We start from the raw sequence: 26,061 nt of genomic DNA on the forward strand, positions 1-26,061 counted from the left end.
CTCATTCTCGTCGTGGTCCTGCTTGTTTTCTCATTCGATCCACTACTCCGGCTATGAATTCCGCGACGGAATCCAGCTCCGTCACGTAGGCCCAGTAGTCGGGGTGGCGCCCCGACAGTGTTTCGGCGACTCGGTCGATACGGTCCACCTGTGCATCGAGCACAGATCCCCATTCGGCGGTGAGCCCCCGGCTCACCGCAAGCATTTGTGCGTCCCGCAGCCGAAATCGTACGGCCTTGGCCTTGTCTTGCGGGTTGTCCCGGACCTCGCGCAGCATGGTCAGCCGTTTGGTGACGGCGTCGATCTGGTGCTCGGCCTCTGTCAGATACCCGCGTGCGGATGTGGTCAGATCAAGTGCAGACTCCGGGTTGTTCTGGGCCAATGCCACGCGCGCCCGCACGAGGGCTGCGTCCGCGGCATCGATGGCCCGTTGGCTTTCCCGCCCATTGTTAGCCAAATCCGCCGAACTTGCAGCATTGAACTCACGCAGCAGCGTCGAAGAGGCCGGCGCCAGCCGTTCGGACCTGTTGCGCACCGCCGCCAGCCGGGTACTCGCCGATCCGATCGCAGTGGTAGCGGACTGCTGTCGAGATGGGGCCTGCGCCAACGCTTCTATCAGTTCCTTGGTCACCGCTTCGAGCCGGTTGGCCGCATCACGAACGGTTGCCGCAGGTGCGCCGGACTCGGCGGCTTCCAGTGCGATCAGAGCCGCATCGACGGCGGCCGCGTACTTGCGCACCGAGGGATAGTCGGTGTACTCGGACTCGGCCGCTTGCTTGCGGACCCCCCCGGCTGCGATCTTCACCTGCTGAGCCAGCTGCGGCACCGTGCCGAATACCGCGACCGCGTGCTCGAGCTGCGCCTGATTGCCGTGGTAGAACTCGTCCACCGCCCTTGCCGCGTCGGTCAACTGCCGGACCAGCGCATCGACCCGAGGCTGCCCCTGCGCGACCGGGGTACCGTCGCGCTCGGCCATGTCCAACTCGTCGTTCAGCGCCAGATACGCGCCCGCCGCGTCATAGCACCGGCTACGCACCGGTTCCCAGCGCGCGGTCATATGCCGTTCCGGAAACACCTGCTCGGAGGCGTCGACGGCCGCCTCGGCCGCGCTCTGGCGCCGATCCATGTCCAGGAACGCGGCCGTCAGCGTCGGCCGCGCCTGCTGAATCCATTCATTGTTCCCGGACGAGCGGAACCATCCACGCCTACGGCCTGCCACGCCCCGATGGTAGGCGGCTGCCTCGCCTTCGCTCGGCCCGGCGCAGGGCTATAGACGAACTACGTCCGACTGCGCACATCGGCGGCTGCCTCGCCATCGCTCGGCCCGGCGCAGGGCTATAGACGAACTACGTCCGACTGCGCACATCGGCGGCTGCCTCGCCTTCGCTCGGCCCGGCGCAGGGCTATAGACGAACTACGTCCGACTGCGCACATCAGGAGATCTTTCAGTTCGCCGGGGGTTGCGGCGGTTCCTACGCAAGTTCGCCGAAACCTACTACTGTCGTAAGGCATACCCGGCGATTCGGACATGCTGGGAACCTCATACGTCTATTGAAAGGGATTTCCGCATGGGTGTCAGTTTGTCCAAGGGCGGCAACGTCTCGCTGACCAAGGCGGCGCCTAACCTCACCGCCGTCGCGGTCGGCCTCGGCTGGGATGTGCGCACCACCACCGGCACCGATTTCGACCTGGATGCCAGTGCCATTGCGACGGGGGCGGACAAGAAGGTGCTGTCGGATAAGCACTTCGTGTTCTTCAACAACCTCAAGTCGCCCGAGGGCGCCATCGAGCACACCGGCGACAACGTCACCGGTGAGGGCGAGGGCGACGACGAAGTGATCAACGTCGACCTGTCCGCCACCCCGCCGACGATCGAGAGCATCTTCTTCCCGGTCTCGATCTACGACGCGGAAACCCGTCAGCAGTCCTTCGGTCAGGTGCGCAACGCCTACATTCGCGTCGTCGACCGCGCCAACGGCACCGAACTGGCCCGCTACGATCTCACCGAGGACGCCTCCACCGAGACCGCGATGGTCTTCGGCGAGCTGTACCGCAACGGGGCCGAGTGGAAGTTCCGCGCCATCGGCCAAGGCTACGCCTCGGGTCTTGCCGGTATCGCCCGCGATTACGGCGTGAGCGTCTAAATCAGACCTCACTGATCAGGGGGCTCGGCAACGGGCCCCCTGTTCGTGCGACGACGCGCCGATGCACACGCCAACATCGTTGGACAACCGCCGGTTCAGCGTCCACGCTGGAAATCAGATTCACCGCTCACATCTGCTCGGGCGACGACCCTCCGGCCGCCGCATAGGAAAGGTCCCCGCGTGGTCCTGCGCATTTTCGGCATGTCCTTCATCGTCACGGTGATCTCACTCATCGCGGCGTTCCTGTACGGCGGACCGACCGCGCTCGCGCTCGCTGCGATCCTCGGCATTCTCGAGGTGTCGCTGTCGTTCGACAACGCGGTCATCAACGCCACGGTGCTGCAACGGATGAACGAGTTCTGGCAGAAGATCTTCCTCACCATCGGTGTGCTGATCGCCGTGTTCGGTATGCGGCTGGTCTTTCCGCTGGCGATCGTGTGGGTCACCGCGGGCCTGGACCCGGTGAAAGCCTTCGACTTGGCGCTGAACCCGCCCGCCGCTGGCGCCGCCACCTTCCCCGACGGCAGCAAGAGCTACGAGACGCTGCTCACCGACGCGCATCCACAGATCGCCGCGTTCGGCGGCATGTTCCTGCTGCTGCTGTTCCTGAACTTCATCTTCGAGGAACGCGAGATCACCTGGCTGTCCTGGCTGGAGCGGCCGCTGGCCCGGCTCGGCAAGCTCGACATGCTATCGGTGGTCGTCTCCGGTATCGGACTCATCCTGACCGCGGAGCTCATCGCGAAGGACGCCGACCGCGCCACTGTGCTGGTCGCCGGTCTGCTCGGCATGATCACCTATATCGCGGTCGACGGGCTTGGCTCGATGTTCCACACCGGGGAGAACGAGGAGACCGAGGGCGGGCCTTCAGAACTCGCCAAGGCCGCCGGTAAGGCCGGTTTCTTCCTGTTCCTTTACCTCGAAGTGCTCGATGCGTCGTTCTCGTTCGACGGCGTGATCGGCGCCTTCGCCATCACCTCCGACCCGATCATCATCGCCCTGGGCCTCGGCCTGATCGGCGCCATGTTCGTCCGCTCGATCACGGTGTACCTGGTGCGCAAGGGCACGCTCTCGGAGTACGCGTACCTGGAGCACGGTGCGCACTGGGCGATCGGCGCGCTGGCGATCATCCTGTTCGTCTCCATCGGCGTGCACATCAACGAGATCATCACCGGCCTGGTCGGTGTCGCGTTCATCGGCGCGGCGTTCATTACCAGCATCATTCGCAACGGTCGTGCGGATGAGGAAGAAGTTGAGCGCGAACGAGAGCCGACGCCGGTAGGCTGAGTTCCGGCATACAGCCGAAGACCTGAGCGGCAACGGCGGTATCCCTTCCCCAGGGACCGCCGTTGCCGCTTCTTTTCCACGAGGGGGATCGCGCCGATGGCGAACGACAACACTCCCGGCGGCGTCAACCTGGCGAAGGTGACCCTGTCGAAAGCGACACCGAGCATCACCCTCACCAAACCCGGTGACCAGCAGGGGACCATGCGGGTGAACCTGAATTGGTCCAGCGGGCCGAAGGGATTCTTTCGCAGGACCAAGGCCGTCGATCTGGATCTCGGCTGCATGTACGAACTGTCCAACGGCGCCAAGGGCGTGGTCCAGGCGGTCGGAAACAATTTCGGCGCATTGGATTCCGAGCCGTATATCCAGCTGGACGGTGACGACCGCAGCGGCGCCGTCGCCGGCGGCGAGAATATGCACATCAATCTGGCTCGCCCCGAACTGTTCCGGCGCATCCTGATCTTCGCCTTCATCTATGAGGGCGTGCCGAACTGGGCCGCCGCCGACGGCACGGTCACGCTGTTCCCGACCTCGGGACCGCAGATCGAGGTCCGGCTGGACTCCCCGGTGAGCGGCGCCCGCTCCTGTGCCATCGCCCTGCTACAGAACCAGGGCACCGGCATCACCGTGCACCGGGAAGTGAACTACATCAACGGTTCCCAGCGCGCCATCGACGAGGCGTACCGCTGGGGCATGAAGTGGCACTCCGCGCACAAGTAGCTCCTCGCACCGCTACGGCCTGCGGTTGCATGGCCGCGACCGTCGACCTGCGGGACGCGAACACCATCCCGATGACGCCGACGCCGAGCCCGGCAATGGTCAAGGGCCGCAACGGCTGATCGATGAACAGCCAGGCCAGGATCGCGGTCACCGCCGGGGTGGCGACGATCAACTACGGCACCGGCACCAGATCGCCGGGCTCGAACCGCGGCACCGCCGGCGGCGCGGGCTGAAACCCGCGCGGCATCGCCCGCACGAACATGAAGAAGAACGCCACGAGCAGCACCGCGCGGCCCCACACCCCGAACTGGACCACGCTCTCCATCGTGTCCACCGAGGTGCCGGATCCGATCGAGTAGAAGTACCGGAACACTCCGATACCGATCGCGGCGTCGGCCAGCAGATAGGCCCCGATCAGCGGCCACGGCACTTCGAGCAGCACCAGGAACGGCACGAGCCACAGCGTGTACTGCGGCGAATGCACCTTGTGGAACACCAGGAATCCACACAGCATCGCCCCGCTGACCCCGACCCACGGGAAGGCGCCGGTGACGGTGAATCGATTCCAGCCCAACCACATTGCGAGCGCGAAGGCCGCGAACACCAGCATCGGCGACGCAACCGACACCACATTCTGGAACGACAACTCGCTGGCGGCATTCTGCCCGAACATCGGCCGAAGACCCCAGTACCAAATGGAATTCGTGGTGATATCGGCCTGGCGCAACTGCTGGAAAGTGATCGACGCCCGCCAGCCCTCGTACCCGACCAACGCGAACGGCAGGTTGACCGCCACGACCGTGCCGATCGCCGCGGCCGCGGTCATGAGCGCGCCGCGCACGTCGAAGCCCGCTTCGTTCCGCTCGTCGGCGCCACGCCCGGTACCGCCGGTGAGCACATACGCCATCAGCGGCAGCACGAAGATCCCCGGATACAACTTGAGACAGAAACCGAGACCCAACAGCACTGCGGCCAGAATTCCCCTGGTGCGCAACGAATATCGGGTCAACGTGGTAACCACGTACACGGCGGCGACCGCCGTGCACACCACCGGCAACTCCCAGTTGTGGAACGCGTACAGCACCAGCGGCGGCCCCGCGGCCCACAGCAGCGCAGCGCGCCCTGCCAACCGGACCAGCAGCCAGGCTGTCACCAGGGCGAACGGCGCCAGCAACAGGGCGGAGTGCAGCAGGAAGTCGGCGTCGTTGTGGGCGCCCAGCGCACCCACCCACATCAAGATGCCGCTGAGCGCCGGATATTCGACCGCACCCCCGACCAGCGCCCCGGCGGAAGTAATGCTCCCCGAGACATAGGGAAAGACGTGCTCATTGATATCGCGACCAAGCCACAAGAATTGAATATCGGAATAACAGACGTCCGAATCCTTGATCACATCGAAAGCCATGCTGCGACCATCTGCATCGAACGGCTCCCCCGCGCAGCGCGCCTTGTTCAGGTAAGCCAGCGCCAGAGTGAGCCCGCACAGCAACACGACCACCGCGGCCAGCGCGGTGCTGCGCGTCACGCGGCCGGTGATCCTGTCGCTGGCGGCCAGTCCGGTCGGCATGAGAACCACCCTAGGCGGCTCGGCCGGAGCGTGCCCACGTCCCCTGGGAATACGGTCGCAACATCCGATCCGTCCGCACATTGGCAGGCGAGTTTCGCTGCTCACCGGGGGTTCATGTAGCCTTGCCGGGTTGCTGACGCAACGACCCTCCTGCCACGGAAAGTCCGTGGCCGTTTCCTAGTCCACAGGAGGTGATTGGTCCGTGCGTCATTACGAAGTGATGGTTATCCTCGATCCGAGCCTGGACGAGCGCACCGTTGGTCCGTCTCTGGAGAACATGCTCAGCGTGGTTCGTACCGAAGGCGGCAAGGTCGACAAGGTCGACATCTGGGGCCGCCGCCGGCTCGCCTATGAGATCGCCAAGCAGGCCGAAGGCATCTATGCGGTGGTCGATCTGACCGCCGAGCCCGCCACTGTGAGCGAGCTCGACCGCCAGCTGGGTCTCAACGAGTCGGTGCTGCGCACCAAGGTCCTGCGCCACGGCAAGTGACCCTCGATTGCGTCGGTGCCTGGCTCTAGGCTCTAGCGCAACAGCGAGTCATTGCGGACTGCACACCGAGCAGGAGGAACCACATGGCAGGCGACACGGTCATCACCGTCATCGGAAACTTGACGGCCGACCCCGAGCTTCGATTCACGCCCGCGGGCGCAGCGGTGGCGAACTTCACCGTCGCTTCGACTCCCCGCGTGTTCGACCGTAATTCGAATGAATGGAAAGACGGCGAAGCGCTCTTCTTGCGCTGCAACATCTGGCGCGAAGCTGCGGAAAATGTCGCGGAAAGCCTGACCCGTGGCTCCCGCGTGATCGTGAGCGGACGGCTCAAGCAGCGCTCCTACGAAACCCGCGAGGGTGAGAAGCGCACGGTCGTCGAGCTCGAGGTCGACGAGGTCGGTCCCTCGCTGCGCTACGCCACCGCGAAGGTCGCCAAGGCCAGCCGCGGCGGTGGCGGTGGCGGGTTCGGATCCGGCGGCAGTGGCGGCGGCGGTGGCAATATCGCCTCCTCCGGTGGTAGTGGCGGTGGACGTTCCGGCGGCGCCGAGGACGACCCATGGGGCAGCGCGCCTGCGGCAGGTTCCTTCGGGGGCAACAGCCGCGTAGACGACGAACCGCCGTTCTGAGAACGGCATTCATCGGCCCATTCGCTTGGGCCATCAATGATTACGGAGTAGAAGACCATGCCTAAAGCGCCCGCGCGCGAAAAGGTGCTGAAGAAGAAGGCTTGCACCTTCTGCAAGGAAGCCAAGACCGGCACCGTCAAAATCGATTACAAAGACACCGCCCTGCTGCGGAAGTACGTCAGTGATCGCGGCAAGATCCGCGCTCGCCGGGTGACCGGCAACTGCGTGCAGCACCAGCGCGACGTCGCCGTTGCCGTGAAGAACTCGCGTGAGGTTGCGTTGCTTCCTTACGTGTCCACGGCTCGCTGAGAACGGGAGGCACGCAAATGAAGTTGATTCTGACTGCTGATGTGGACAACCTCGGTGCTCCCGGCGACGCCGTGGAAGTCAAGGACGGCTACGGCCGCAACTACCTGCTGCCGCGCGGCCTAGCGATCGTTGCCAGCCGTGGCGCTCAGAAGCAAGTCGAGGGCATCCGCCGGGCGCAGGACGCCCGCAAGGTTCGCAACCTCGATCACGCCAACGAGCTGAAGCAGGCCATCGAGGGCCTCGATGCCGTGTCGCTGTCGGTCAAGACCGGCGGCACCGGCAAACTGTTCGGCTCGGTGAGCCAGGCGGACGTCGCCGCGGCCATCAAGTCGGCCGGCGGTCCGGTTGTCGACAAGCGCAGCATCGAGCTGCCGAAGTCGCACATCAAGACCACCGGTAAGCACGGCGTCGTGGTGCACCTGCACCCCGACGTGGTCGCCAAGTTCGACCTGCAGGTCGCCGCGAACTGAGTTCGCTACGAAGGCCACTCTTGTGTTCGGCACAAGAGTGGCCTTCGCCTGTGCTGTGCCAATTCCGTGATCAATTTCTTCGAATAGCCAAATGTTTGCGATTCGGCGCGGACGGCGAACTGGATCATTCCCGAAATCGCGGTATCGGCTCCACCTCTGGTTATTCCACTTGCGGATCGTCAAGAAAACCAACCGTACGCAATGTGATCCATGCCACATTCGTAAATCGCACTGTTTTACCCAACACGCCCGGCTGTTCAACTAGTCAGACACGCCGATACTTCATTCATCCACACGTGGACAGATTCGAAAATCGATATCTATCTGCGCATATGAAGGTGGCGGCCTGAGTTTTCCCCAAGTAGTACACAGGGGGTGCACACGGTTAGGTAAACAGTCCCCAACTTATCCACAGGTGTGTACACAGTACGGTTTGGCGACCACCCATCCGGTCGCCTAGGTTCGTCGCAGCGACATGATCGAACCGCTCGGAAGATCATGATTCGGTACCTGTCACAGCGGTTGCTGGAACCGCAGGTGACGCCCGCGAACGGGGTCGGCCGCAACCGCCGCTGTGCCCCGAACGTGTCGGTACCCGGGAGTACAACGAGTCATCGATAGTGTGAGTCCCGGTGGGGAAAGGACGGTCGAGTCTGGTGGCAGTCGTCGACGACCGCGGACACGCGGAATACTCCGAACCGCCCGGAGAAGACTTCGGCAGGCAACCACCGCACGACATGGCGGCCGAACAGTCGGTGCTCGGCGGCATGCTGCTGAGCAAGGACGCCATCGCCGATGTCATAGAGGCACTGCGGCCCGGTGATTTCTACCGTCCGGCCCATCAGGCCATCTTCGACACCATCCTCGACCTCTACGGCCGCGGCGAGCCCGCCGACCCGGTGACAGTCGCCGCCGGCCTGGACCGCCGCGGCGAGCTCAAGCGCATCGGCGGCGCCCCCTACATCGTCACCCTCACCCAGACCGTTCCCACCGCCGCCAACGCCGGCTACTACGCCGAGATCGTCGCCGAGAAGGCCATCCTGCGCCGCCTCGTCGAAGCAGGCACCCGCATCGTCCAATACGGCTACGCGGGCGCCGACGGCCAAGATATCGCCGAGGTCGTCGACCGCGCCCAAGCCGAGGTCTACGAGGTCACCGAACGCCGCACCACCGAAGACTTCCTCCCCCTGGAGGAACTCCTCCAGCCCACGATGGACGAAATCGACTCCATCGCCAGCCGCGGCGGCATCTCCCTCGGCGTCCCCACCGGCTTCACCGAACTGGACGAAGTAACCAACGGCCTCCACCCCGGCCAAATGATCATCGTCGCGGCCCGACCCGGTGTCGGCAAAAGTACACTCGGCATGGACTTCATGCGCAGTTGCTCGATCAAGCACGGGCTGCCGAGCGTCATTTTCTCGCTGGAGATGAGCCGCACCGAGATCGTGATGCGTCTGCTCTCGGCAGAGGCCAAGATCAAGCTGGGCGATATGCGCTCCGGTCGAATGAGTGACGACGACTGGACGAAACTCGCGCGCCGTATGAGTGAGATCAGCGAGGCACCACTGTTCGTTGACGACTCGCCGAATCTGACCATGATGGAAATTCGTGCCAAGGCGCGGCGGCTCAAGCAACGCCATGACTTGAAACTCGTTGTGGTGGACTACCTCCAGCTGATGACCTCCGGCAAGAAGGTCGAATCCCGTCAGCAAGAAGTCTCGGAATTCTCGCGAAACCTGAAGCTGTTGGCCAAGGAACTCGAGGTCCCGGTAGTCGCGATCAGTCAGCTGAACCGTGGTCCCGAACAGCGAACCGACAAGCGCCCCATGGTCTCCGACCTTCGCGAATCGGGCTCGCTCGAGCAAGATGCCGACATGGTCATCCTGTTGCATCGCCCCGATGCGATCGAGCGGGATGATCCGCGTGGCGGCGAGGCGGACTTGATTCTCGGCAAGCACCGTAATGGCCCCACCGCCACCATCACCGTCGCGCACCAACTGCACCTGAGCCGGTTCGTGGATATGGCGCGCGGCTGACCAGTCTTAGTAGTGGAATGTAGGGTCTCAATGAATATGGCCAAATCTCAATCAGCCTTTCCGAGTAGTGCGCTCGGCCCTGGCGTGACCTGGCGACACGCCGGAAGTTGTTGGGGTACAACGTAGAAGCGCAGAACCCCGGGTATGAAGGTGGTCCTACCAAAGATCAACTTCACTGAGGTTCTGCGCGTCATGAGTGTGACATACACAGCCGTCCTGCCGGTCGAAGAGGCCACCGTCGAGTACGTGGCCACGCTGCTCGAGGCCTCGCGACGCGACCGCGGGACTCGCTGGCGGGCTCTGACCTGCATGGCGCAGGCGGTGTTGGCGTTGCGCTGGTTCCTCGACGGCACCCGGATCGCGCAGCTGATGATCGACAACGAGATCGGCAAGACGACCTGCTACAGCTACCTGCACGAGGCGATCGACGTGCTCGCCGCCCAAGCGCCCGGCCTGCACAACGCGCTGCTGGCGGCGAAAGCCGCCGGATATGAGCACGTCAGCGTCGACGGCACCCTGATCGGCACCGACTGTGTCGGCGAGCCCGGCCCGTCGACACGAAAAACCAAGGGCAACACTGGGAAACATCGGCCGGTGGACCTGTGGTGGTCCGGGAAACATCGCCATCACGGTGGCAACGTCCAGGTCGTCACCGTGCCGGACGGGTGGCCGATCTGGACCTCCGATGTGCGGCCCGGCCGCGAGCACGACACCACCGCGCTGCGTACCCATCCGCAGATGCTGCCCGCGTTCACCGCATGGACCAACGATCAGCGACCGGTACTCGGCGACCTCGGCTACGAGGGCGAAGCCACCACGATCACCGTGGCAGTCAAGAAACCCAAGAACGGCGCGCTCACCGACGATCAGAAGACCGCCAACAAAGCGCACAACAGCAAACGAGCCATCGGTGAACGCGGAAACTCCCTGCTCAAAACCACATTCAAAGCACTCCGGCGAGTGACCCTGTGCCCCTGGCGAATCGGTGCCATCGTCGCCGCAGCCCTGGTCCTACTGCGCATCGAACATCACCGCACCGTCTGACGAGAACGACATACCACTACTCGGAAAGGCTCACTGTCCAACTGACGTATCAAACGAACGCCTCGCTGGCCGCTCTCGATGGATCCATCGAATTTGAACGGCAGGGCTTGGCATGACGGATTGGGCGGAATTCACCGAGCGACTGGCCGAGCAGTTAGCGGTACTGCCCGCAGGCGCGATCGTAAAGATCGTAGAATCGGGGCTCCCCCCAGGCCATCAACGGTTCGCGCAGTTCGCGCAGACCGACAGCGAGCTACTGGCCGAATTGGTGGGCGATGAGTTCCTCGAACCCACCGCACGGCCGGACGAAGCGGGTCACCGCCTGATCACCGAGGCAGGTTGGCAGGAACCCGATGCCGACCACGGCCCCTACTGGTGGATCGAACTGCCATGGCCGGTCAATTCAGCCATATACCGCCAGTTGGCGGCAATGGTGGTGACCGGACTCCGTGACGCATTCCGAATCACCGACCCGCGGTCCTTGACCTACACCGCATGGAACAAGAACGCGGACGAACGCGACCTTCACCTGCCACTGCTCGGGCTGGCACGTCAGGGTTGATCGGTTGTCATCCGAGCTTTCGGGACAAGGAGAACATGACCTTGGCACTATACGCAGAAGTCGAGAAAGTCGACGAGGACGAGGAACGAGTTCGCTACCGGTACACCGATATACAGGGCAGTCAGTGCACATTGGTCCTGAACAAGACCACAGAGGTAATCGCGTCGGAGAACAGCGCCGACGATATGCTCTATCGGGCCGTTGCGAGAAAGATCGCAACTGCGTGGCTGGACAGCGGCACAACACCCGACCGCCTCGTAGTGCGGTCGTGAAGGCAACACCCGGAGGCCTCGAATGAAACTGACGCGGCGGTTTCGCCTGGTCACAACTGGTCGGCTCGATCAAGCCCAACTCGAGGAACTTCGAGCGATCATCGGGCTCGCCCCCTCGGGTGCTGCCGACGATGCCGTCGGCAGCGAATTGGGGTGCCGGACCCTAAACCACCCGCGATACCCATCTATTCGCGCATCCACTATCACGCTGCTGCGTACCGGCGCCGACGAATGGTCCATGACCATTGATGCCCTCCGCTTTTTCGACATCGCGACATCGATCGGACTCGTCGAAGTCGGCTGCCGTGCAGCAGGACTGACTGTCATCGGTCGGCATCTGTCAGCGGACGCAGCGGCCAGCGACGCAGCGCCCAGCGCTGCCTTACTGGAACGCGCACGCAAAATTCTGGAAGAATCCAGAACACGAATGTGGGGTGGGACCCTCACATTCGGCACACCGACAGCCGAAGTACCGCGAGCCCGTATCACTTCCGAAGACGACCTGACGTTCGACTATGCGGCGGCCACCGAATCGCTGTCGACGGGCGACGCAGTCCGACCTGCGTCGAAACCCCTCTTCGTCGCCGACCACATACCCGTCGCGCAGCCCACGCCGCGTCCAATCGGATGGCGGGCATTGTCCGACAACGAGATCGCCCATCTCGCCGGGAAATTGCGCACGCTGGTCTGGTCATGGCGGATGGACGATCTGCTGCGCTTGGCGATCGTATTCGGTTGGCGAGAACCCCAGATCCACTCGGCGGACTGGGTTCAGTTCGACGCCGGTCTCGGCTCGGACATCGTCGACATCATCGGCTTCGATGGCGACGCGGTGCGCGTCGAAGTCACCGTCAGCACCCAGGTGGCTGATACGCCGGACGGCCGCAATAACACATTGGCGGCTTTTGCCCGGATGGCGGACGTATTGACCGGATCCATCGGCGAACCAACCGATCGCCTCGACGACAGGGTTTCCGAAATCCGCTGGACCGGTCCCCAAACAACCCTGCGGCTGATCGATTTCCAACACACGGTCCGGTTACAGGTGGTAACCAACGACTGGCTCAGCGCTCTCGACCAGGGGAATTGACAATGCCCGTCGACTAGCGAGCGCTGGTCGTCCCACATGCGGGCTTTGCCATTGCCGATATCGAGCAACTCACCTGTGAATGGTGTCAACGGCATGCCAATCATGATCACATTCCAGCAGGGGGCCTCGTCCGGCATCGGAGGAGCAGGTGAAGGTCAGGCAGGCGTGGAGGGCGTCGGAACTGAAGCGCATCGCTCGGGAACAGGGAGAAACGACGGAATAGGACCGGAGCCGGTTACACCGCGCCAGGGTCCGGTCGACCGCCCGGTAACGTCGTCGACGCGTGTATCGGAATCGGAGCCGCCGCCGTGGGCACGCCCGGATTCGGTGACCGAAGCCGATGCCGGCCGGTCTCACGCGGCCCGATTCTCGCTCCGAGCACTCCGAAAACGGTTCTCTCGCAACAGAACACGCGTGGAAACCCGCATTGCACGCGTTCGCGATCACCTTCGAAGGGCAGATCAACCCGACCGGTAATTCACCAACGCCGGAACCGGATCCGCCACTATTCGGACACTCCCATCGTAGGTGCTCGTCAGCGCGCGGTCCTCGCGGAAATTCGCGTGAGCGTGACGAGCCGGTCGATTTCGGCGGCCATGACCGTGGCATCAATCGGGTTGGCGATGATCGGATCTCCGGTCGTACCGGCCGTCCGAGTAGTCCATCCATCAGGAGCCACACCCGAATGCGGGCCGTGCGTCGATTGCGGGACCGGCGAAGACGGTGATTCCGCCGAGCCCGAGGCGTTCGTGCTTGAAGATCGGTCCGGCTGCTGAGTCAGGCTCAGCCCGTATGGGCAGCGTGCGTGGCGATCCCGATCCGCGGCAACGTAAAATCACACATTCGCGCGAGAATCATTTCCTGGCAGCCGACACCCTATTTCAGTCGCTGTAGGACCTCTCGGTACGTGTGCCAGCCCACGTCTGAATCCGGACCGAAGTCTTGCACCAGCGCATCGAGTGCGACCGCGTAGCCGCGGCGAGTATTCGAGACCGGTATCGTCATCAGGAACGCGGCGCGCGCACCGGCAATGCCTCACGCCCCGTCCGCCAATTGCTCGCACCTGCCCCACCGTTGATCCCGTGCCAGACGCGACCGACGAGCGGCCCTACCATCACGGACACCTCCGCGCCGCACTGCTCGACGCGGCCGAGCGCGGCCTGCGGGAACGCGGCGCGGACCAGTTGGCGCTGCGCGATCTGGCCAGGGAGATCGGCGTCAGGAAGATGGATTCCGCCACGAATTTTGAGACCCTACATTAGCGAACGTATGACCTCGACCATCCTCGACGACGGCATCTGTCCGGTGCCAGCGAAACTGGGCCATTGCCAATGAATCTTATCCATGCAGATCAGCCTAGTTTTCTGCTCCGACCAGCAGCAGTTGGTCTTGCCACTCAAGATTCCTCACCCCAGGTCAGGGCGGCCACCTCGAGGACGATTCGCTGACATCGGACAGCATCGACGGCATCACCGCAAAGGCAGTCGTCACCCTTCGAATTACCGCGAACGTGCTCGAGCGCTTCCGAGGTCGTCTATGAGAACTGCGGGCACTCCGCTCACCTCGAACGCCGCCGAGTTCCGTGCCGCTCTGTCCGCGCACCTGCGAGAGGCTGATACCCGGGCCGCTGTGGCGCGGAAGTAGGATCGGCCTGTGCCAGCAGTCGTGACATGGTCACGATGGTTGCGATGTGGACGATGGCTTCGTGGTTGGCCGGTAGTGGGTCGCAGCACGTTTCGGCGCCTCTATTGATCCGGTTCCCGTAGCACGCAGTAACGTCGAGCCGGCCAGCCCCGCGCCAAATGTTAGGAGAGTAGCCGTGATTGATTCGTCATCGCTACGTCGTGTCGGAAGCTCCGGTCTCGCTGTTTCAGTGGTCGGCCTCGGTACCAATAACTTCGGAATGAAGCTCGATCTCGAGCAGAGCAGGACCGTGGTGCACGCCGCTCTCGATCACGGCATCAACCTGTTCGACACGTCGGACTCCTACGGTGACTCCGAGCAGCGCCTCGGCGAGATCCTTCAGGGCAAGCGGGACGACGTCATGATCGCGACCAAGTTCGGTAGCGATGTCCGGCGGCTCGGCCAAGACAACGGCCTCGACTGGGGCGCGCGCGGATCTCGCCGTTACATCCGCCGCGCGGTCGAGAACTCACTGCGCCGGCTGCGCACCGACTGGATCGATCTGTACCAAATCCATCGGCCCGATCCTGCAACCCCGATCGAGGAAACCCTGTCCGCACTGGATGATCTCGTGCACGAGGGCAAGGTCCGCTACCTGGGCCATTCGAACTTCAGCGGCTGGCAGGCCGCGGATGCGGAGTGGATCGCCCGTACCCGCAACCTGGAGCGCTTTGTCAGCGCGCAGAACGAGTACAGCCTGCTCGAGCGCGGGATCGAGGCCGACCTTGTTCCGGCTCTGGAGCGGTACGGGATCGGCCTGCTCCCCTTCTTCCCGCTTGCGAGCGGCCTGCTCACCGGCAAGTACCGCCGTGGTGAGGCCGCCCCGAAAGGCAGCCGGATCCAAGCATGGAACCGCGAAGCGGTGCTCACCGACGCGACCTTCGACGTGCTGGAAGAGCTCGAGGCCTTCGCCGCGGAACGTTCGATCACCCTGCTCGACGTGGCCATCGGCGGTCTCGCTGCGCAGCCAGCCGTCAGCTCGGTCATCGCCGGCGCCACCTCAGCCGAACAGGTCGCGGCCAACGTCAAGGCGGGTCAGTGGCAGCCCACCGCTGAGGACCGGGCCGAGATCGACCGGATCACCTCATCTGACAACGAGGGTTCAGACTGACCCCGAGCGGACGCCTTCACCCACAACCGATCGACGCTGCTCTTGCTACCTGACGTGTCGCGGAGCGCGGCGACCGCTGACGTTACGTCACCGCGGGGCGCACCACCATCACCTTCCACGTCGGCGCATATGTGGCGAACTTCACGACTGCCAGGTCGGGAATCGGGCTGCCGGCGATTCCGGCAGGATGCACACGCCCAGGTCATGACGGACGAGATCGGTGGCTGACCAGCACATCGTTGACCTCGAACGTGATCTGTGAAGCGTGCACCTCAACGGCCGCGATCGGCAGGAAAAAAACGATGCAGCCTACCCGAATCAAGATCAACAACCAAACCGCCCAGTAACGCTCGCCTCCCAACCACGACGTCCTTGGTGACGCATGGCCCGTCGGGAGGCTGTCGGTCCACTTGTCGGTAATTGGAATGGGATCAGGGTATGGCTTTTCGTGAGTTCTTTGCGCAGCATCGCGTCGCTTCGGCTGTTGCTGCGCCGGCAGTGTTGGGGGTGGCGGCGGTAGTCGCTGCCTCGTTTGCACTGACATCGACGCCGCAAACCAGGGATACGCAGCTCACGTCGTCCGTCACGGAATGCCACGACATGGTGACCATCTCGGTGGCCGGCCGCGGCGACACCCCTGTCGCGGGAACCACGAAGATGCTTGTCGATGCCAACGGTAACGAGTTGCCCGCCGCGCTGTCGGGTGACCATTCCAGCAATTGGGTCGATCCGGTCGTCAACGCACCGGCCGGTGCCGTTGATCCCGGCTCGTACGCTGCTGTCTACATTGCGTATCCGGCGGACATGGCCACCTACGAGGACGCCGTCACCACCGGTGTCTCGAATACGGAAAAGGTGATGCGGGAGATCACACAGGCATGCCCCGACACCAAGTTCTCGATCGTCGGATATAGCGAGGGCGCCGACGTCGCGCGCCGCGTCGCGACGAACGTCGGACATCAGGAGCGCGACCAGAACGGTGGATACGGGATCGTCGACCCGGCCAAAGTTCTCGGTGTCGTCGTCCTCGCCGACGCGGGTCGCTCGGCGGGAGAGGGGCCGTTCCCCGGCGCGAAGGATCCGTTCAGCAATCCCGACGGCTTCGACCAGCAATATCAGAACGGCACGAAACCGGCACCAGGTCAGGGAGCGCTGCCGGGCACCAGCGGTGACTTCGGTGCGCTGAACGGCAAGATCGCGTCGTTCTGCTCTGACGGTGATCTCACCTGCGCGGCACCGAAGAACATTTCACTGCTGCAGTTGGCGGCCAATGTGGGCCGACAGTTGAACGTCGACGCACTCCAACGAGACGGGCTCACGCCGGCGACAGGGCAGGACGTCGCTGTTGTCCTCAGCCGTATCGCGTTTGCGGCGTTCGCAGACATTCAGTCGCAGCCGAACTGGATGCAGAGCGACGAGACCTTTCTCCAGGTACTGCTGAAGGTGTCGGATCCGGCATACAAGCCGGGTGAGGCGCCGAAGGTCCCGGCGAAGGCGGACTCGATCTCGACCAACGAGATGTCGCCGCTGGCCTACCTGCCGCAGAAGGTGCTGAACGAGGTCGTCGGTCTCATCGTGACGAACCAGAACACGATCCCCGTGGTCATGAGCGACCCGTACCAGCTCACGCTCGGGCCGAACGGAACCGGTCACCACTTCGACTACTGGCGTGACTCCAACCCTGCCGACGGTAAGCCGCTGACATCCGCCGAGTATGCGGCTGCCTGGCTCACAGCCCTGGCGAAGCAGGCGCAGGCGGGTAAGCCGGTCGACACGACTACCCAGCCGCAACCGGCGGACCTCGCCGCCGCGTACAAGGCGGCGGCCACCTCGGCGTCGCCGACGAGTGAACCGACCAAGGCCGCGTCACCGACGACCACCACCAGTGCTGCCCCCGCCAAGCCCGATGTCAGCAGCCAACCGACGACCCCGGTGCCGACCACGACCCCGACCCCGACGACGACCCCGGTGCCGACGACTTCAGCGACGACGACTTCAGCGCCGCCGTCCGAGACCCCGGGTGCGGCAGTCACACCGAAGGTGACGACCCCACCGGCTCCGTCTTCGGTCGCGACACCCACTGAGACCACGAAGCCGACCACCACCAAGCCGACCACCACGACAACGGAATCCGCAGCGCCGACCACCGGTGCGAAGTGACGACATCAAATTAACTGACCCGTCGGATCCGTCGGCATGCAAGCGTAGCCGCGAGGCGCGATGTCGGCGCGAGCCATCGCCGATGTTTCCGGAGTTCGGCAAGGATTACGACGTCGGTGGCCGTAGGAAATGACACGCCATTTCGAGACCGCCGGCATATGACACGGTGTGAGACCAAGACGGAAAGCCACTGGTCACTGCAACGCGATATGTCATCGAAATTGAGAACCTACATCTCACGGACAACGTCGTCTCCGACTGAGACCGAGAAGAGCTGGTCAGGGCACCCGCGCGATGAAGTCGGTCATGAGACTCCAGCCGCGCGTCCGGTCAGATGACCGCGTAAGGGTAGGCGGCGGCGCGGCCCTGGAACGAGAGGATCCGGAGGTTCTGGACTCGACCCTCGCGGATCTCGATTGAACGCCGGATCGTCTCGCTGCCGTCCCAGGCATCGGGGCCGGCCATCACGATCGGCAGGTACTCCAGCAGCGCCTCGGAGTTCTCCCAGGTGGCGGAGTTCCACAGGAACGAGGGGCTGTGGTCGACGCCGTAGTAGTGCAGGTCATCACCGATGGTGAACATCGGGTCTGCGAAGGACGTCGGACGGGCCCACTCGAAACCCATGCCCTCGTCGCAGGAGACGTCGACGAACAGCGTCCCGCGCGCGAATAGGTCCAGATCCTCGTTCAGCACGAACGTCAACGGCTCCTCGGTGTCCTGGAGGATGCAGTTGACGACCACGTCGTACTGGGCCAGCATCGCCGCCAACGGTCCGGGTTCTGGCGCCTCGAGCGCGAGGGTCCGGCTCGGGTTCGCCGGGTCGCGCGCGAAATGCTGCATCCGCACCGATGCGAATGGCGAGGCGACCGCTGAGACGCTGCGCTGCGTCAACACCGTGACGTCACTGATGCCGAGTGCGGAGAGCGCACGCACGGCGCCGCGGGCGGTGGCACCGAAGCTGATCACCGCCGCCCGCATCCGCCGCCCGTAATCGCCGCTGGACCCACGCAGCTGCAGCGCGTGCAGCACCGAGCAGTAGCCGGCCAGCTCGTTGTTCTTGTGGAAGACGTGGACGCTGAAGTTGCCCTCCTTCGTCCAGTGGTTCATTGCCTCCCAGGCGATCAGGGTCAGGCCACGGTCTACGGCCAGCTGGGTGATCCGCTCGTCCTGCACGCAGTGCGGCCACCCACACACAACCTGCCCGGGGCGCAGGTTCTCGAGGTCCTCGGCCAGCGGCTTCGGCAACAGCAGCACGTCGCACTCGGCGAACAGCTCCTCGCGCATGCGGTGGCCGCCGACCAGCGGCGCCAGGCGCTCGTCGGAGTAGCCGAACCGATCGCCATAGCCGCGCTCGAGGAAGACGCGGCCGCGAAGCCCTGGGTCGATCCGGTCGAGATGCGCGGGGTGGATCGCCAGCCGGTGCTCGTCCTCTTTGCGCGAGGTCGCGACTACACCGACAGTTAGTTGCTTCACCAAACAAGCCTACCCGCGACAAGCGCGAAATCCGCAGGTCAGCTAAGCAAGCCTTGGGCGAGCACCGGCCACGATGCCTTCAGATCGTCCTGCCAGTAGCCCCAGGAGTGGGTGCCGCTGTCGCGGTAGACGAAGGTGGCGGGGATCTTCAACTTGTCGAGGCGGGCGTTGAGGTTGTGGGTCGACCAGTTCACGCCGGCTTCGATGACGGAGCCGATCGCCACGACCGGTGCGTTCTGCTCGGGCGGTTCCATGCGGAACTTGCCGCCGGGCGCGTCGTAGGCGCCGGGGATGCCATTGCCGGTAGAGATGAACAGGTTTGTGCCGCGCAGCTTTTCGGCGTTCACCGTCGGGTCGTTGGCGGTCCACAGTTGGCTGTCCAGCGGGCCCCACATGTTCTCGGTATTGCCGCCGCCCCAGAGTTCCACGGTTGCCTTGACCATCTGCTGGCCGACCGGATCACTGGTCTGGCTGATGCCGCTGTACACGGCGACGCTGCGGAACAGGCCCGGCTTGGCGATCGCGAAGTTGAGCACCGAGGTGCCCGCCATCGAAAGGCCCGCAACGGCATTGACCTTATTGGTGCCGAGCGCGGCATCGATCAGTGGCGGAAGTTCCTCGGTGACATAGGTTTTCCACTTGTTGACACCGAGTACCGGGTCCGGCGAGAGCCAATCGGTATAGAAGCTCCATTGCCCGCCGATGATCTGCACGACGTTGATGTCCTTTTCCGCAAGGAAGGTCAGCGCATCGGTGTTGCGCTTCCACGTCGCGTCGTCCTGGCCACCACCTGCGCCGTTGAGCAGGTACAGCGTCGGCCGCGGCGTTGGGGTGCCGCTGGGTCGGAGCACATCCACGAGGAGGGTCTCGTTCATCGCGGCGGAATGGACCTGCAGGCGGATATTCCGCGCGTCCTGCGGCTCGATCCGCTCGATATACGAGCCGTCCGCCGATTTCACCGACGGCACCGCCGGGACACTCTGAGCAGGCTCCGCCGACGCGGGAGCTGCACCGATGCCGAGCGCGACCGCGACCGCTGTCGCCGCCAGCGCCACTCGCCTGCTGATTCGACGGTTCAAGACCCTCCCCTTCGATTCTCCTTGTGCCGCACCACAACGGCCCGCGAAGCTGATCGAAATCCCGCCGGGCCGCGTTACCTTTCACCGGTCGTGAACCCGCCCAGCCGCGCGAATCAGTCGGTCCGCATCACCTCGGCAGTCTCGGTGCCGCCGCGCAGCGCCCGCCGAAGGATGCCGCCGTTGAGTCCGGTCTCGGCAGGATGGCGCGAAACCTGTTGTCGGCGGCTAATTCCAGACCGGCCGCGCTGCGGGTGGCCCGCGCCGCGCTGGTTCAGCAGGCGTTGACGATGCCGTTCGAAGCGCCGCGCTCGATGTTCAAAGTCCCCATCGGCGACGCGCGCCGTTGTGCGGTCCGATCCTGGCCGCTGGAGCGCATCAAGCAGGTGAAGAAGGCGACCGGTTCGACCGTCAATGACGTCGCGCTCACCATGTCCGCCGGCGCGCTGCGGTCCTACCTGCTCGAGCGAAACGCCCTGCCGGACAAGCCGTTGATCGCGATGGTCCCGGTGTCGCTATGGACGGAGGACGGCGACCAGGATGCCAATGGCAACAAGGTCGGCGCGATCCTGTGCAATCTCGCCACCGATGTCGCCGATCCGACCGAACGACTCCGGGTGGTCAGCGAGTCGATGTGCCGCAGCAAGGAGATCTACAACTCGCTGTCGAGCATTCAGGTGATGACGCGCACTCGCCGACCTGGAGCAGTCCGCCCTAGAGAAAAGGCGTGCCGGGTAAAGGCTATCCCGGCAAAACTAGAACGTGTTACTGTCATAATATGGTGCATTCACCAATCGATGATGCCGCTGCCGCGCCATGGCGATACTCGCGGTATGCGTCCCATTCGGCTGGTCCAGGGAGTTACCTGCCGCGCCGGGCCGGAATACGGCGGGGCAACTTTGTAACCCGTTCTATCGCCCCATAGGGAGACAAGCACGCCATGCGTACCGAAATCTGCGACCAGCTGGGGATCGAGTTCCCCATCTTCGCCTTCACTCATTGCCGCGACGTGGCGGCCGCGGTCAGCAACGCCGGCGGCCTCGGTGTGCTCGGTGCGGTCGGCTTCACCCCCGAACAGCTCGAGGTCGAGCTGGCGTGGCTCGACGAGCATGTACACGGCGTGTACGGCGTTGACCTGGTCATCCCGTCCAAGTACGAGGGCAAGGGCATCGATGGCCTCACCCCCGACGAACTGGAAGCCAAACTGGCGGAACTCGTTCCGCAGGGTCACCGCGATTTCGCCGAGAAGATCCTCGCCGACCACGACGTCCCGCATCTGCCCGAGACTGAGCACCACAGCGAGCTGCTCGGCTGGACCGCCACCACGGTCGCGCCGCAGATCGAGGTGATCCTGCGCCACCCCAAGGCAAAGCTGGTCGCCAACGCGCTCGGCACTCCGCCGCCGGATGTGGTCAAGCAGATCCAGGACTCCGGCCGACTCATCGGCGCGCTGTGCGGCTCGGTGAAGCACGCACTCAACCACAAGAACGCGGGCCTGGATTTCGTTGTCTGCCAGGGCACCGAGGGCGGCGGGCACTGCGGCGAGATTTCCTCGATGGTGCTATGGCCGCAGGTGGTCGACGCGATCGGCGATATGCCGATGCTGGCCGCGGGTGGCATCGGCAACGGCCGCCAGGTCGCCGCGGCCATGGCGATGGGCGCGGCGGGCGCGTGGACGGGTTCGCTGTGGCTGACCGTCGAGGAGGCGAATGTGCCGCCCGCACAGATGCAGACCTACATCGACGCCTCCAGCCACGACACCGTGCGTTCGCGCTCCTGGACCGGCAAGCCGTGCCGCATGCTGAAGAACGACTGGACCGAAGCATGGGAGTCGGCCGAGACCCCAGACCCACTGCCCATGCCGCTGCAGATGATGGTGGCCCTGGACGGCGTCAAGCGCGGCCACCGCTACCCGGAGGCCGCCAAGGACGTGAACTTCAACCCGGTCGGCCAGGTGGTCGGCATGATGACCAAGGTGGAGCGTTCCGCCGACGTGGTCGCCCGGCTGATCGAGGAGTACGTCGAGTCCTGCGATCGCTTGAACAAGCTCAACGGCTCGCTGTAGCAATCACTCCGGCCATTCCGGCCAGCGTGATTCCTTCTTCTCCAGCACCGGATCGGTGATGCCGCCCCAGCAGGCCAGCTGGGCGGCATCCCATCCGGCCAGCTCGGATCCGCTCGCGTAGACGGACTGAAAGAACCCGAGCGCGGCACCGACCGGATCCGGGGACGAGCGCGCCTCGTCGTAGGCGTAATACGCCGCATGCGCCGATCCGGACGGAACCCATCGGGCACCCGAGGGCAGGGGCCGATCGGTGAGCCCGGCAGGTTCGGGGGCGACGTAGGAGTAGAACGTCGGTTCCCCGACCTTGTCGTCACCGAACCAGAATCCGGAGCTGATGACCTCCCGCGAGTATGCCTCGCGCGTCACCGAATCGACCGTGGCTGGCATGTCGATCTGTCGAGTGGAGAACCGCTGCACCGCAATATCGAAAGTGTGCCAAAACAATTGGACCGGGCTGATCTTGCCAGAATAGGTAGCGCTGAACTCCTCGAGTATCCGCCCGACCTGGCTCTGTACCCGAAAAGCCCGCTGTACGTTATCCGGATGGTAGTCGGCATGCTCGGTGTCGTCCTCGAACAGACGTGCCGCATCCGGCAGATCGAACGGATGTGGGTGCGGCAGTACGACTTCCACGTCGAGGTTGCGCAGTGCGGCCATTACGTCGCGGTAGAAGGTGGCGACGGACTGTTCCTGCAGGTCTATCTCGACCTCGACGCCGCGATCGGTCGCGATCCGCAGCACGTGGTCGAAGAAGTCGAACGCACAGCTGAATACCGGCCCGCTCCTTGCGGAACCTAGCGGGACCGTGGTCCAGCCGCGCGGGGTGAGCCGATAGGTCATGTGCCACCAGTGATTGCGCCGAATGCCTTTGGCGAGGGCGACCTTGCCGACGATCTGGGAGAATCGGTGCAGCGTCTCCTTGGTAGGGCGCCAGGATTCCAACGGGATGGCGGGTAGTGGCTCGACAGAGTCCATACCGAAACCGTACGAGCTGGTGCGGTGGTGCGCCAGCAGATTGCAGGAAGTGCCGTAATTGTCGCCATACGGCCCGACCGCCGACCCACCTCAGTCCGCGTGTTGCCATAGACTCGCCGGTGGTTATCCATCCGAATGGGCAGTGCCCAGCGGCCACAGGACCGTCGCCCTGCCGTTGCCGAAAGGTTGCGAAGGTGAGCGGCAGTGCCGGTCACCGCGGCGGTGTCGCGTTCGGTTTCTCGGATCCGCCGTCCAGCGTGAGGGCATGACACCAGTTGGCCACTAGCAGCGCCTTGTCCAGTTCCGAGCGGGGGCGAGCTTGCCGGAGGCTTTGTCGAGGAAGATCTGCTCGCAGCCAGCCGCCGCGAGCGCGTCGCGCTGGCCGTCGGGGTTCTGGTCGGTGGTGGATACGGCGAGGACCGCCGCGCCATCTGGCTCCCATTCGAGAGGAAGACGACCATGGGGTTCGCCCGCGCAGTGTCGGACAGACTGCGGTCACTGCCGATCAGCTGGACGTCGCCGTGGTGCGCGGGATACGCTGCGCCCATTTCGGTATCCAGACCTCGGTGTCGGGTGCGTCCGCTCGTCTGGAGTCGAGGTAGTCGCGAAGTTTGACCAGCGCGGGATGCGGATTGTCCTCGCGCCAGATTATCGACATCGGGTAGACAGGGGTTGGGTCGCGTATGGGTATGCGTCGCAGGTCGTAGCTGTCTGGCCACAGATACCGCGAGCGTTCGCCGATCAGGGTCGCCAGGTCCGATGAGTCGGCGATCTCGTCCAGCAGGGCCTCTTTTGCGAAGACAGGGCCGAGCACGTCGATGGTGAACCCAAAGGTCGTGGCGAGTTCGGCGTAGTAGTCGGCCACCTCGCCACGGGCAGGAAGGCCGGGCATCCAGATTCGGTGTCCGGCCAGTTGCGGGGGCGTGACGGCGCGGGCGTTGGCGAGCGGGTGGCGGGGGCCGACGAGCAGCTGGTGCGGCTCGTCGATCACTCGGGCAGTGCTGATCGCTTTGGGTAGATGCCGCTGTGGGGGGACGGCGTGGAAGGTGGCATCGATCGTTCCAGCTTCGACAGCGGCGATCGCTACGTCGACGTCGGCGTCGAGGGTGACGACGTCCAGCTCGATGTCGGGATGCGTGCGGTGGAAGTCCTGGAGGAGCACTGCCGTTACGATGCGCCGGGCGACGACATCGACGCGTAGCACGCGCCGGCCAGGGCGCACGGAGGCGTCGGCGCGCTCTGCGACCCGAAGCAGTTCACGGGCATGGGGCAGAAATGCCTGGCCGTCGATCGTGAGCTGGGCGCCGCGGGCCGTGCGGGCGAACAAGCGCACATCCAGGTATTTCTCCAGAGTCGCGATGCGCTTGGAGACCGCCTGCTGAGTGATCGACAGCGCCGCGGCAGCTTCCTGGAACTGGCCAGCGTCCGCAGCGGCGACGAAGGTGCGCACGGCGTTGAGATCCACGCAGCAAACCCTACTCGCACAACATACGGTTGTGGCTCGCCGCCAGCTCAGTTGTTTGATTCCGCCTCCTCGGCCCTGCTTTGATCACAGCGATCAACAGCGAGTTGTTCGAAGCGGGAGGTACGGAGCTTGGTGGCCAGACGATCCCTGGGCCGGCAGTTCGGATGGCTGTGGACGTCCTACGCAATCAGCGCCTACGGCTCCGGGCTGGGGTTCGGTGCGTTACCGCTGATCGCCGTGCTGGTGTTGCACGCCAGCCCCGTGCAGGTGTCCGCGCTGTCAGCGGTGGGGCCGGCAGTGGGCGCGCTGATCGCGTTGCCGCTCGGGCCGTGGGTGGAGTTTCGCCACAAACGACCGGTGATGATCACGATGGACCTGGCCCGGTTCGCGGTCATGATGACGATCCCGGTCGCCTACGCCTTCGGCCGGCTCAGTTTCGTCCAGTTGATGGTCGTCTCGGCCGTGGTCGCCGCGGCCAAGATCGCCTTCAACGCGGCGAGCGGCGCCTACCTCAACGCCCTCGTCCGGCCGGACGACCTGCTCGTGGCCAACGCGCGGTTCGAGTCCACGAACTGGAGTTCCATCGCCGTCGGGCCGCCACTGGGCGGGGCGGCAATCGGCCTGTTCGGGCCGGTCACCACCGTGGTGGCCGACGCGCTCAGCTACCTACTCTCCGCGCTGGGGGTCACGGCGATTCGCGGCCGAGAAGAACACCCGCAGCGAACCGCCAAGCGCCGAGTCCGGGGTGGCGAGTTGCTCGACGGCTGGCGGCACCTCCTGGCTCATCCAGGCCTACGGGCGCTCTACCTCAACCAGCTGCTCGTCAGTGGTCTGATCATGGCCACCGAGCCGCTGTTGGCCGTGCTTCTGCTCCGCCAGCTCGGATTCCCACCCTGGCAGTACGGGCTCGCCTTCGCTGCCCCTTGCCTCGGCGGACTCATCGGCTCACGCCTTGCCAGCCGTGTCGTGGCACGGTACGGCCAACACCGGATCCTCCGTACCGTCGGCACGCTGCGCGCCGTCTGGCTCATCGGCCTCGTCTTCGTTCAGCCCGGTGTCGCCGGCCTCGTGACTGTGATCGCTGTCGAGCTCGCGATCATCACCAGCATGAGCCTGTACAACCCGGTACTCGCCACCTATCGACTCGAGCACACACCCAAAGACCGCGTCGCCCGCACCCTGTCGGCCTGGTCGATCAGCAGCAGCGCCTCCATCGCCATCCTCAGCGCGCTCGGCGGACTGCTCGCCGACGCCACCAGCCCACGCACGGCTATCACGGTCGCAGGACTGCTGATCCTCGCCAGCCCGCTGCTGTTACCCCGCCGCCAGGATTCCTGGCTTACACCCGACCTTGCGGTGGCAACAGCCCATGCCCAACCACAGGCAGCGGGCGGTTCGCATGAAGCCAAGTAACGGGGCCGCCACCTCGACGA

Annotated in this window: 24 protein-coding genes; 18 read left to right on the forward strand and 6 right to left on the reverse strand. The window is 64.5% G+C overall.

Annotated elements, in window-relative coordinates:
* Position 1: 1 nt before the first annotated feature.
* Positions 2-1,219, reverse strand: a complete 1,218-nt coding sequence (locus tag ACV7NQ_RS15660) for a hypothetical protein (RefSeq protein WP_463360332.1) — start codon at positions 1,217-1,219, stop codon at positions 2-4.
* 349 nt (positions 1,220-1,568) lie between these two features.
* Here ACV7NQ_RS15660 and ACV7NQ_RS15665 point away from each other — a divergent pair, with 349 nt between their 5' ends.
* The 3 genes from ACV7NQ_RS15665 (at position 1,569) to ACV7NQ_RS15675 (ending at position 4,151) form a co-directional block, all read left to right on the forward strand.
* Positions 1,569-2,144, forward strand: a complete 576-nt coding sequence (locus ACV7NQ_RS15665; protein ID WP_463360333.1) for a TerD family protein — start codon at positions 1,569-1,571, stop codon at positions 2,142-2,144.
* A gap of 180 nt (positions 2,145-2,324) precedes the next feature.
* Complete coding sequence (locus ACV7NQ_RS15670; protein WP_463360334.1) at positions 2,325-3,431, forward strand: DUF475 domain-containing protein; 1,107 nt, start codon at positions 2,325-2,327, stop codon at positions 3,429-3,431.
* Between the two features lie 96 nt (positions 3,432-3,527).
* Entirely contained in the window at positions 3,528-4,151 is a 624-nt protein-coding gene (locus ACV7NQ_RS15675) for a TerD family protein (RefSeq protein ID WP_463360335.1), read from the forward strand.
* A gap of 172 nt (positions 4,152-4,323) precedes the next feature.
* On the opposite strand, the gene ACV7NQ_RS15680 is transcribed toward ACV7NQ_RS15675, so the two are convergent.
* Positions 4,324-5,718, reverse strand: a complete 1,395-nt coding sequence (locus ACV7NQ_RS15680) for a glycosyltransferase family 87 protein (RefSeq protein ID WP_463360336.1) — start codon at positions 5,716-5,718, stop codon at positions 4,324-4,326.
* 202 nt (positions 5,719-5,920) lie between these two features.
* On the opposite strand from ACV7NQ_RS15680, the gene rpsF reads away from it, so the two are divergent.
* From rpsF to ACV7NQ_RS15740, 12 genes are all read left to right on the forward strand, one after another.
* A complete protein-coding gene (rpsF, locus tag ACV7NQ_RS15685; protein ID WP_227997674.1) occupies positions 5,921-6,208 on the forward strand; it encodes a 30S ribosomal protein S6 in 288 nt (95 codons plus the stop codon).
* An 83-nt stretch (positions 6,209-6,291) separates the two neighbouring features.
* Positions 6,292-6,837 carry a single-stranded DNA-binding protein gene (locus ACV7NQ_RS15690; protein WP_463360337.1) on the forward strand — a complete coding sequence of 182 codons (546 nt, stop codon included), beginning with the start codon at positions 6,292-6,294 and terminating at the stop codon, positions 6,835-6,837.
* A 57-nt stretch (positions 6,838-6,894) separates the two neighbouring features.
* On the forward strand, positions 6,895-7,146 hold the full coding sequence (rpsR, locus tag ACV7NQ_RS15695; protein ID WP_463360338.1) for a 30S ribosomal protein S18: 252 nt from the start codon (positions 6,895-6,897) through the stop codon (positions 7,144-7,146).
* A gap of 17 nt (positions 7,147-7,163) precedes the next feature.
* Positions 7,164-7,616 (forward strand): 50S ribosomal protein L9, encoded by a 453-nt coding sequence (rplI, locus tag ACV7NQ_RS15700; RefSeq protein ID WP_463360339.1) that lies wholly within the window; start codon positions 7,164-7,166, stop codon positions 7,614-7,616.
* Positions 7,617-8,272: 656 nt separating this feature from the next.
* Positions 8,273-9,652: a replicative DNA helicase gene (dnaB, locus tag ACV7NQ_RS15705; protein ID WP_463360340.1), complete on the forward strand. Its 1,380-nt coding sequence runs from the start codon at positions 8,273-8,275 to the stop codon at positions 9,650-9,652.
* Between the two features lie 192 nt (positions 9,653-9,844).
* Complete coding sequence (locus ACV7NQ_RS15710) at positions 9,845-10,696, forward strand: transposase family protein (protein ID WP_463357858.1); 852 nt, start codon at positions 9,845-9,847, stop codon at positions 10,694-10,696.
* A 112-nt stretch (positions 10,697-10,808) separates the two neighbouring features.
* Positions 10,809-11,258, forward strand: a complete 450-nt coding sequence (locus ACV7NQ_RS15715; protein ID WP_463360341.1) for a TY-Chap domain-containing protein — start codon at positions 10,809-10,811, stop codon at positions 11,256-11,258.
* A 35-nt stretch (positions 11,259-11,293) separates the two neighbouring features.
* The gene (locus tag ACV7NQ_RS15720) at positions 11,294-11,530 is read left to right on the forward strand and encodes a hypothetical protein (protein WP_463360342.1); all 237 of its coding nucleotides are present in this window, start codon (positions 11,294-11,296) and stop codon (positions 11,528-11,530) included.
* Positions 11,531-11,768: 238 nt separating this feature from the next.
* Complete coding sequence (locus ACV7NQ_RS15725) at positions 11,769-12,620, forward strand: DUF6301 family protein (RefSeq protein WP_463360343.1); 852 nt, start codon at positions 11,769-11,771, stop codon at positions 12,618-12,620.
* Between the two features lie 1,082 nt (positions 12,621-13,702).
* A complete protein-coding gene (locus ACV7NQ_RS15730; protein WP_463360344.1) occupies positions 13,703-13,882 on the forward strand; it encodes a hypothetical protein in 180 nt (59 codons plus the stop codon).
* Between the two features lie 611 nt (positions 13,883-14,493).
* Complete coding sequence (locus ACV7NQ_RS15735; protein ID WP_463360345.1) at positions 14,494-15,414, forward strand: aldo/keto reductase; 921 nt, start codon at positions 14,494-14,496, stop codon at positions 15,412-15,414.
* A gap of 438 nt (positions 15,415-15,852) precedes the next feature.
* Positions 15,853-17,574 (forward strand): cutinase family protein, encoded by a 1,722-nt coding sequence (locus tag ACV7NQ_RS15740; protein ID WP_463360346.1) that lies wholly within the window; start codon positions 15,853-15,855, stop codon positions 17,572-17,574.
* A gap of 330 nt (positions 17,575-17,904) precedes the next feature.
* On the opposite strand, the gene ACV7NQ_RS15745 is transcribed toward ACV7NQ_RS15740, so the two are convergent.
* Positions 17,905-19,047, reverse strand: coding sequence for a N(5)-(carboxyethyl)ornithine synthase (locus ACV7NQ_RS15745; RefSeq protein WP_463360347.1), 1,143 nt, complete (start codon positions 19,045-19,047; stop codon positions 17,905-17,907).
* 38 nt (positions 19,048-19,085) lie between these two features.
* Positions 19,086-20,126 carry an alpha/beta hydrolase gene (locus ACV7NQ_RS15750; protein ID WP_463360348.1) on the reverse strand — a complete coding sequence of 347 codons (1,041 nt, stop codon included), beginning with the start codon at positions 20,124-20,126 and terminating at the stop codon, positions 19,086-19,088.
* A gap of 200 nt (positions 20,127-20,326) precedes the next feature.
* Here ACV7NQ_RS15750 and ACV7NQ_RS15755 point away from each other — a divergent pair, with 200 nt between their 5' ends.
* Together ACV7NQ_RS15755 and ACV7NQ_RS15760 are read left to right on the forward strand one after the other, a co-directional pair.
* Entirely contained in the window at positions 20,327-21,028 is a 702-nt protein-coding gene (locus ACV7NQ_RS15755) for a wax ester/triacylglycerol synthase domain-containing protein (RefSeq protein WP_463360349.1), read from the forward strand.
* 35 nt (positions 21,029-21,063) lie between these two features.
* The gene (locus tag ACV7NQ_RS15760) at positions 21,064-22,188 is read left to right on the forward strand and encodes an NAD(P)H-dependent flavin oxidoreductase (RefSeq protein WP_463360350.1); all 1,125 of its coding nucleotides are present in this window, start codon (positions 21,064-21,066) and stop codon (positions 22,186-22,188) included.
* A 3-nt stretch (positions 22,189-22,191) separates the two neighbouring features.
* Here ACV7NQ_RS15760 and ACV7NQ_RS15765 read toward each other — a convergent pair whose 3' ends face one another.
* Complete coding sequence (locus ACV7NQ_RS15765; RefSeq protein WP_463360351.1) at positions 22,192-23,163, reverse strand: DUF5996 family protein; 972 nt, start codon at positions 23,161-23,163, stop codon at positions 22,192-22,194.
* A 505-nt stretch (positions 23,164-23,668) separates the two neighbouring features.
* Positions 23,669-24,628 (reverse strand): LysR family transcriptional regulator, encoded by a 960-nt coding sequence (locus ACV7NQ_RS15770; RefSeq protein ID WP_463360352.1) that lies wholly within the window; start codon positions 24,626-24,628, stop codon positions 23,669-23,671.
* Between the two features lie 132 nt (positions 24,629-24,760).
* On the opposite strand from ACV7NQ_RS15770, the gene ACV7NQ_RS15775 reads away from it, so the two are divergent.
* Complete coding sequence (locus ACV7NQ_RS15775) at positions 24,761-26,041, forward strand: MFS transporter (protein ID WP_463360353.1); 1,281 nt, start codon at positions 24,761-24,763, stop codon at positions 26,039-26,041.
* Positions 26,042-26,061: the final 20 nt, after the last annotated feature.

The sequence above is a fragment of the Nocardia sp. Tas62D01 genome (genome assembly GCF_055232035.1).

Excerpts from the sequence above, each read along its gene's own strand:
- ACV7NQ_RS15690 (WP_463360337.1), top strand. The coding sequence starts at position 6,292 with ATGGCAGGCGACACGGTCATCACCGTCATCGGAAACTTGACGGCCGAC.
- ACV7NQ_RS15725 (WP_463360343.1), top strand. The coding sequence starts at position 11,769 with ATGACCATTGATGCCCTCCGCTTTTTCGACATCGCGACATCGATCGGA.
- ACV7NQ_RS15675 (WP_463360335.1), top strand. The coding sequence starts at position 3,528 with ATGGCGAACGACAACACTCCCGGCGGCGTCAACCTGGCGAAGGTGACC.
- ACV7NQ_RS15740 (WP_463360346.1), top strand. The coding sequence starts at position 15,853 with ATGGCTTTTCGTGAGTTCTTTGCGCAGCATCGCGTCGCTTCGGCTGTT.
- ACV7NQ_RS15720 (WP_463360342.1), top strand. The coding sequence starts at position 11,294 with ATGACCTTGGCACTATACGCAGAAGTCGAGAAAGTCGACGAGGACGAG.
- ACV7NQ_RS15680 (WP_463360336.1), bottom strand. The coding sequence starts at position 5,718 with ATGCCGACCGGACTGGCCGCCAGCGACAGGATCACCGGCCGCGTGACG.
- ACV7NQ_RS15755 (WP_463360349.1), top strand. The coding sequence starts at position 20,327 with ATGGCGCGAAACCTGTTGTCGGCGGCTAATTCCAGACCGGCCGCGCTG.
- ACV7NQ_RS15665 (WP_463360333.1), top strand. The coding sequence starts at position 1,569 with ATGGGTGTCAGTTTGTCCAAGGGCGGCAACGTCTCGCTGACCAAGGCG.
- ACV7NQ_RS15710 (WP_463357858.1), top strand. The coding sequence starts at position 9,845 with ATGAGTGTGACATACACAGCCGTCCTGCCGGTCGAAGAGGCCACCGTC.
- rpsR (WP_463360338.1), top strand. The coding sequence starts at position 6,895 with ATGCCTAAAGCGCCCGCGCGCGAAAAGGTGCTGAAGAAGAAGGCTTGC.
- ACV7NQ_RS15765 (WP_463360351.1), bottom strand. The coding sequence starts at position 23,163 with ATGGACTCTGTCGAGCCACTACCCGCCATCCCGTTGGAATCCTGGCGC.
- ACV7NQ_RS15760 (WP_463360350.1), top strand. The coding sequence starts at position 21,064 with ATGCGTACCGAAATCTGCGACCAGCTGGGGATCGAGTTCCCCATCTTC.
- ACV7NQ_RS15715 (WP_463360341.1), top strand. The coding sequence starts at position 10,809 with ATGACGGATTGGGCGGAATTCACCGAGCGACTGGCCGAGCAGTTAGCG.
- rplI (WP_463360339.1), top strand. The coding sequence starts at position 7,164 with ATGAAGTTGATTCTGACTGCTGATGTGGACAACCTCGGTGCTCCCGGC.